Origin of the sequence: Catellatospora sp. NPDC049133 (genome assembly GCF_040648455.1) — a bacterium.
Lineage (GTDB): Bacteria > Actinomycetota > Actinomycetes > Mycobacteriales > Micromonosporaceae > Catellatospora > Catellatospora aurea.
The window spans coordinates 21,985-28,652 of record NZ_JBEZDT010000066.1; the positions used below are offsets into that span (position 1 = coordinate 21,985).

Annotated in this window: 1 protein-coding gene; it reads right to left on the minus strand. The window is 70.3% G+C overall.

All coding sequences use genetic code 11. From position 1 onward, the window contains the following. Window positions 1-14 precede the first annotated feature (14 nt). A complete protein-coding gene (locus tag AB0B35_RS41035; protein WP_361056993.1) occupies window positions 15-6,626 on the minus strand; it encodes an amino acid adenylation domain-containing protein in 6,612 nt (2,203 codons plus the stop codon). Window positions 6,627-6,668: the final 42 nt, after the last annotated feature.

Below are 6,668 nucleotides of genomic sequence, written 5' to 3' on the forward strand. Positions count from 1 at the left end.
GGTGTCCCTGCCTTTCAGGCGTCTGCCGACTGGGCCGCGCGGGCGGTGATACGTTCGTTGACGGCGCGCACCGTCGGCTGGGCGACGAATTCCCGCAGCCCGATCCGCACGCCGAAGCGCTCACCGATCCGCGCGACGAGCACGGCGGCGAGCAGGGAGTGGCCTCCCAGGTCGAAGAATCCGTCGTCGATCCCGACGTGCCGCGCACCGACGATCTCTGCGACGAGGTCGCACAGGGCCGCCTCGATCGCGGACGTCGGGCCGGTCGTCTCGCTGCCCGCGTACTGTGGTGCGGGCAGGGCTCTGCGGTCGAGCTTGCCGTTGGCGTTGAGGGGAAGCCGGTCGAGCGCGACGACCGCGGCGGGCACCATGTACTCCGGCAGGCGGGTCGCGGCGTACCGGCGCAGTTCCGGGGCGTCGACGGTTGTCCCGCTGGATCCGATGACGTAGGCGACCAGGCGGCGGTCGCCGGGCCGGTCCTCGCGTACGACCACCGCGGCCCGGTCGACCGAGCCGTGGCCGGACAGCACGGCTTCGATCTCGCCGAGCTCGATCCGGAAACCCCACAGTTTCACCTGATCGTCGGATCGGCCGAGGTAGTCGAGCTGGCCGTCGGGCGTCCAGCGCACCACGTCGCCGGTGCGGTACATGCGCTCGCCGGCGCTGAACGGGCAGGCCACGAACCGGGCCGCGGTCAGGTCCGGACGGCCCAGATAGCCGGCCGCCACACCGGGGCCGGCGATGTAGAGCTCACCGGCCACCCCGACGGGCACCGGCCGCAGCCGCTCGTCGAGCACGTACAGGCGTGCGTTGGCCAGCGGCGACCCGATCAGCGGAGTGCCGTCGCCGGTGGCGCGCCATGCGCTGGCGTGTGCCGCCTCGGTGGGCCCGTACATGTTCAGCACGCGCGCTGACGGGAACGCGGTCCGGGCGCGGTCCAGCACGCTGCGCGGCAGCGCCTCCCCGGCGAGGACCACCGCGCGCACCGATGCGAAGGCCGGCACGTCCGACAGCACCTGGCTCAACGCGGACGGGACTGCCGAGATCAGCGTTCCGGGCCACGTCGCGGGCAGCTCACCCAGGGCCAGCACGTCGCGCGCCAGTTCCACGCAGCCGCCCGTCGCCCAGGTGCCGAAGACCTCGAACACCGACACGTCGAAGCTCAGCGACGTCGCGGCCAGCACCCGGGACAGCTCGCCGTCGGCGAACTCGTCGACGACCCAGTGCAGGTAGTTCACGACGTTGCCCTGCGAGACCAGCACTCCCTTCGGCCGGCCGGTGGAGCCCGACGTGTAGATCACGTACGCGGGGCTGTCGGCGTCCACCGGCACGGCCAGGTCACCATCGGGCCACTGGCCCAGTCGCTCGAACAGGCTCGGGTCGTCCAGTACGGCGACCGGCTCGGCCTCGTCACGCACCAACCGCGCGCGCTCGGCCGGCCACCGCGGATCCACCGGAACGTAGGCGGCCCCGGACTTGACCACCGCCAGTACCGCGACCAGCGCATCGGCGGTCCGTGGCAGCATCACCACCACGAACCGGCCCGGCCCTGCGCCTACTGACACCAGATACCGGGCCAGCCGGTTGGCCCGCGTGTTCAGCTCGGCGAATGTCAGTTCCTGCGGCCCGTCCACCAGCGCCACCGCGTCCGGGGACTTGTGCACCCGGGCTTCGAACAGGTCGGCCATCGGCTCGAAGGGCACCGTGTGCGCGGCGTCGTTCCAGCGCCGGAGTATCAGGTCCCTTTCGTCCTGGTTCAGGATTTCCATGTCCGCGACCGGTGTCAGGGGGTATGCGGTCGCCTGCTCCAGGATCAGGCGGAATCGCTGCGTCAGTGAACGGGCCGTGTCGGGGTCGAACAGGTCGCGCGCGTATTCGAGTGAGCCGTCGATGCCGCCTGCCGTGCCGTCGCCGGTGGAGCGCTGTCGCAGGTTGAGGGTGAGGTCGAACTTGGCCACGTCGGCGACGAGTCGTTCCTCGGTGGCGTCGATTCCCGGCAGGTCGCATTGGGCGGTGGTTTCGGGCTCGACGGCCAGCGTGACCTGGAACAGGGGGTGGCGGGCGGTGGAGCGGGCGGGGTTGAGCACTTCGACCAGGCGCTCGAACGGCACGTCCTGATGCGCGAACGCGGCGAGGTCGGCCTCGCGCACTCGGGCGAGCAGGTCGGCGAACGTGGGGTCGCCCGACACGTCGGTCCGCAGCACCAGGGTGTTGACGAAGAATCCGACCAGGTCGTGCACCGCCTCATCGAGCCGGCCCGCCACCGGTGTCCCGATCGGAATGTCGGTGCCGGCGCCTGACCGTGACAGCGCCAGCGCCAGCGCGGCCTGCACCACCATGAACACCGTCACCTGGTGCTCACGAGCCACGTTCAACAGCCGGTGGTGCAGGTCAGCGCCGATCTCGAACGTCACTTCGCCACCCCGGTGCGACGGCGTGGCGGGCCGCGCACGGTCGTAGGGCAGGGCAAGTTCCTCGGGTATCCCGGCGAGCGCCTGCCGCCAGAACTGCAGCTGGTCACCGGCCGGACTTCCGGCGGACTCGTCACCGAGCAGGTCCCGCTGCCACAGGGTGTGGTCGGCGTATTGGACGGCAAGTGGCGACCAGGTCGGAGCAGAGCCGTCAAGCCGCGACGTATAGGCCTGTGACAGGTCGCGCAGCAGCGGACCGAGTGACCAGCCGTCGCTGGCGATGTGATGGGTCAGCAGGAGCAGGACACATTCGTCGGGTCCGAGGTCGAACAGCCACGCCCGGATCGGCAACTCGGCCGACAGGTCGAACACATACCCTGCCGCCGACGACAGACCGGCAGCCAGATCGCTCTCGGCGAGGGAGACCTCCTCCACGACCGGCGCCGCGCCGACATCGAGGACCCGCTGGTACGGCCGCCCGTCCACCGCCGGCAGCAGCGTTCGCAACGCCTCGTGGCGGTCGACGACATCGCCCAGCGCCGCACGCAGCGCAGCCCGGTCCAGCCCGCCACGCAGCCGCAACGCCAACGGCACGTTGTAGACCGCGCTACCACCGTCCATCTGGTCCACGAACCACAACCGCTGCTGCGCGAACGACAACGGCAACCGCTCCGGCCGCACCCCCGCCACCAGCGCCGGACGCGCCACACCGAGCCCATCGAGCACCCGGCACAGACCCGACACCGTCGGAGACTCGAACAACGCCCGAATCCCCAACTCCACCCCCAGCACCGCACGCACCCGCGCGATCAGCCGCGTCGCCAACAGCGAATGACCACCCAGATCGAAGAAGCTGTCGTCGACACCCACCCTGTCGACGCCCAGAACCTGCGCGAACAGACCGCACAGGATCTCCTCACGCGCCGACAACGGCCCGCCCGCCTCACCACCGGCATACTGCGGAGCAGGCAACGCCCTGCGATCGAGCTTGCCGTTGGCGTTGAGGGGCAGAGCGTCCAGAAGGATTACGGCGGAGGGAACCATGTACTCGGGCAGACGAGTCGCGGAGTGCCGGCGCAACACCGCAGCATCGGCCTTGACATCAGTTGACGAGACGACGTAGGCGACGAGGCGGCGGTCGCCTGGTTGGTCCTCGCGCACGATCACCGCCGCCTGCTCGACCGACTGATGCCCGGACAGCGCCGCTTCGATCTCGCCGAGCTCGATCCGGAACCCGCGCACCTTCACCTGGTCATCGGCCCGGCCCAGATAGTCCAGCTGACCCTCCCGCGTCCAGCGCACCACATCACCGGTCCGGTACATCCGCTCACCGGCACCGAACGGGCACGCGACAAACCGGGCCGACGTCAGATCCGGCCGCCCCAGATAACCGGCCGCCACACCCCCACCGGCGATGTACAACTCACCGGCCACCCCGACCGGCACCAGCCGCAACCGCTCATCGAGGACGAACAGCCGGGTGTTCCAGTTCGGCCGGCCGATCGGGACGAGTATGCCCGCCCCGCCGTGAACGCATTCGCCCGACGTCACGCCGATCGTCGTCTCGGTCGGCCCGTACGTGTTGTGCAGGTGCACGCCGGGGAGCACCGAGAGCGCGTGGTCGCGAAGCTCCCGCGAGAGCTCCTCACCACCGCTGACCAACTGACGCAACGACGTGCACGACGCCGCGCCCGGCTCGTCCACGAACATCCGCAGCAGCGAGGGCACGAACTCGGCCGCAGTCACGTGCTCCCGACGGATCAGGTCCGCCAGATACGCGGCGTCGCGGTGGCCGCCAGGGCGTGCCAGCACCATCGTCGCGCCGGTCACGAGCGGCAGGAACAGCTCCCACACCGAGACGTCGAACGTGATCGGCGCCTTCTGCAGAATCCGGTCCGCGGCGGTGAGCCGGTATTCGGCCTGGAGCCAGCAGATGTGGTTGACGATGCCGCGGTGCGCGACGACGACGCCCTTGGGCCTGCCCGTCGAACCGGAGGTGTAGATCACGCAGGCGGGAAGCCGAGCGGCGTCGAGGCCTCGCGTCGCATCGAGATCATCGTCGGCGAGCGCCGCGTATTCCCGGTCATCGCCGACGACGAGCACACGCGGACCGTCCGGTCCGGGCAGAGCGGCGACAGCAGGGGTGGTGATCAGCAGCTCCGGGCGAACGTCGTCGAGCATCCATATGATCCGCTCGGTCGGGTACTCCGGGTCGACCGGGACGTAGCCAGCACCTGTCTTGAGCACGGCGAGTATCGCGACGACGAGGTCGAACGACCGGGGCAGCGCCACGGCCACGAACCGCTCGGGCCCAGCGCCGAGGGACACCAGATGCCGCGCGAGGCGGTTGGCACACGCGTTCAGTTCCGCGAAGGTGATCTGCTCGCCCTCGTGGACGACGGCCACGGCGGCGGGGGTTGCCCGGACCTGGGCTTCGAACAGGGCCGGGAGGGTGTCGGCGGGAACCGGGTGCGAGGTGTCGTTCCACCGGTCGAGCAGCAGTTCCCGCTCCTGCGCGGCCAGGACTTCCAGGGTGCCGATCGGGTCGCCGGACGCTGACAGGCCATGGTGCAGGACCCGCAGCACGCGGTCGACGAGCGCGCGGGCGGTGTCGGGGGCGAACAGGTCGAGCGCGTATTCGAGCGAGCCGTCGATGCCGGCCGCTGTGCCGTCGCCGCTGGAGCGCTGCTTGAGGTTGAAGATGAGGTCGAACTTGGCCACGTCGGCCACGAGCCGTACTTCGCTGGCTTCGACTCCCGGCAGGTCGCACTGGCCCGTGGTTTCGGGCTCGACGGCAAGCATGACCTGGAACAGGGGGTGGCGGGCGGTGGAGCGGACGGGGTTGAGCACTTCGACCAGGCGCTCGAACGGCACGTCCTGATGGGCGAACGCGGCGAGGTCGGCCTCGCGCACCCGGGCGAGCAGGTCGGCGAACGTGGGATCGCCCGACACGTCGGTCCGCAGCACCAGGGTGTTGACGAAGAACCCGACCAGGTCGTGCACCGCCTCATCGAGCCGGCCCGCCACCGGTGTCCCGATCGGAATGTCGGTGCCGGCGCCTGACCGTGACAGCGCCAGCGCCAGCGCGGCCTGCACCACCATGAACACCGTCACCTGATGCTCACGAGCCACGTCCACCAGCCGGTGGTGCAGGTCAGCGCCGATCTCGAAGCGCACCTCCCCACCCCGATACGACGGCGTCGCAGGCCGCGCACGGTCGTAGGGCAGAGCAAGCTCCTCGGGCACCCCGGCCAGCGCGCCACGCCAGAACTGCAGTTGCTGACCCGCGAGGCTTGCATCCGACTCGTCGCCGAGCAGTTCTCGCTGCCAGAGGGCGTAGTCGGGATACTGGACGGGCAGCGGCGACCAGTCAGGTGCGGTATCGGACAGGCGTGACGTATAGGCCTGTGACAGGTCGCGCAGCAGCGGACCGTGCGACCAGCCGTCGCTGGCGACGTGGTGCGTCAGCAGCAGCAGAACGCACTCGTCGGGTCCGAGGTCGAACAGCCACGCCCGGATCGGCAACTCGGCCGACAGGTCGAAGACATACCCTGCCGCCGCCGACAGACCGGCAGCCAGATCGCTCTCGGCGAGGGAGACCTCCTCCACGACCGGCGCCGCGCCGACATCGAGGACCCGCTGGTACGGCCGCCCGTCCACCGCCGGCAGCAGCGTTCGCAACGCCTCGTGGCGGTCGACCACATCACCCAGCGCCGCACGCAGCGCAGCCCGGTCCAACCCGCCACGCAGCCGCAACGCCAACGGCACGTTGTAGACCGCGCTACCACCGTCCATCTGATCCACGAACCACAACCGCTGCTGCGCGAACGACAACGGCAACCGCTCCGGCCGCACCCCCGCCACCAGCGCCGGACGCGCCACACCGAGCCCATCGAGCACCCGGCACAGACCCGACACCGTCGGAGACTCGAACAACGCCCGAATCCCCAACTCCACCCCCAGCACCGCACGCACCCGCGCGATCAGCCGCGTCGCCAACAGCGAATGACCACCCAGATCGAAGAAGCTGTCGTCGACACCCACCCTGCCGACGCCCAGAACCTGCGCGAACAGACCGCACAGGATCTCCTCACGCGCCGACAACGGCCCGCCCGCCTCACCACCGGCATACTGCGGAGCAGGCAACGCCCTGCGATCAAGCTTGCCGTTGGCGTTGAGGGGAAGCCGGTCGAGCACGACGACCGCGGCGGGCACCATGTACTCCGGCAGCCGGGTCGCGGCGTAGCGGCGCAGCCC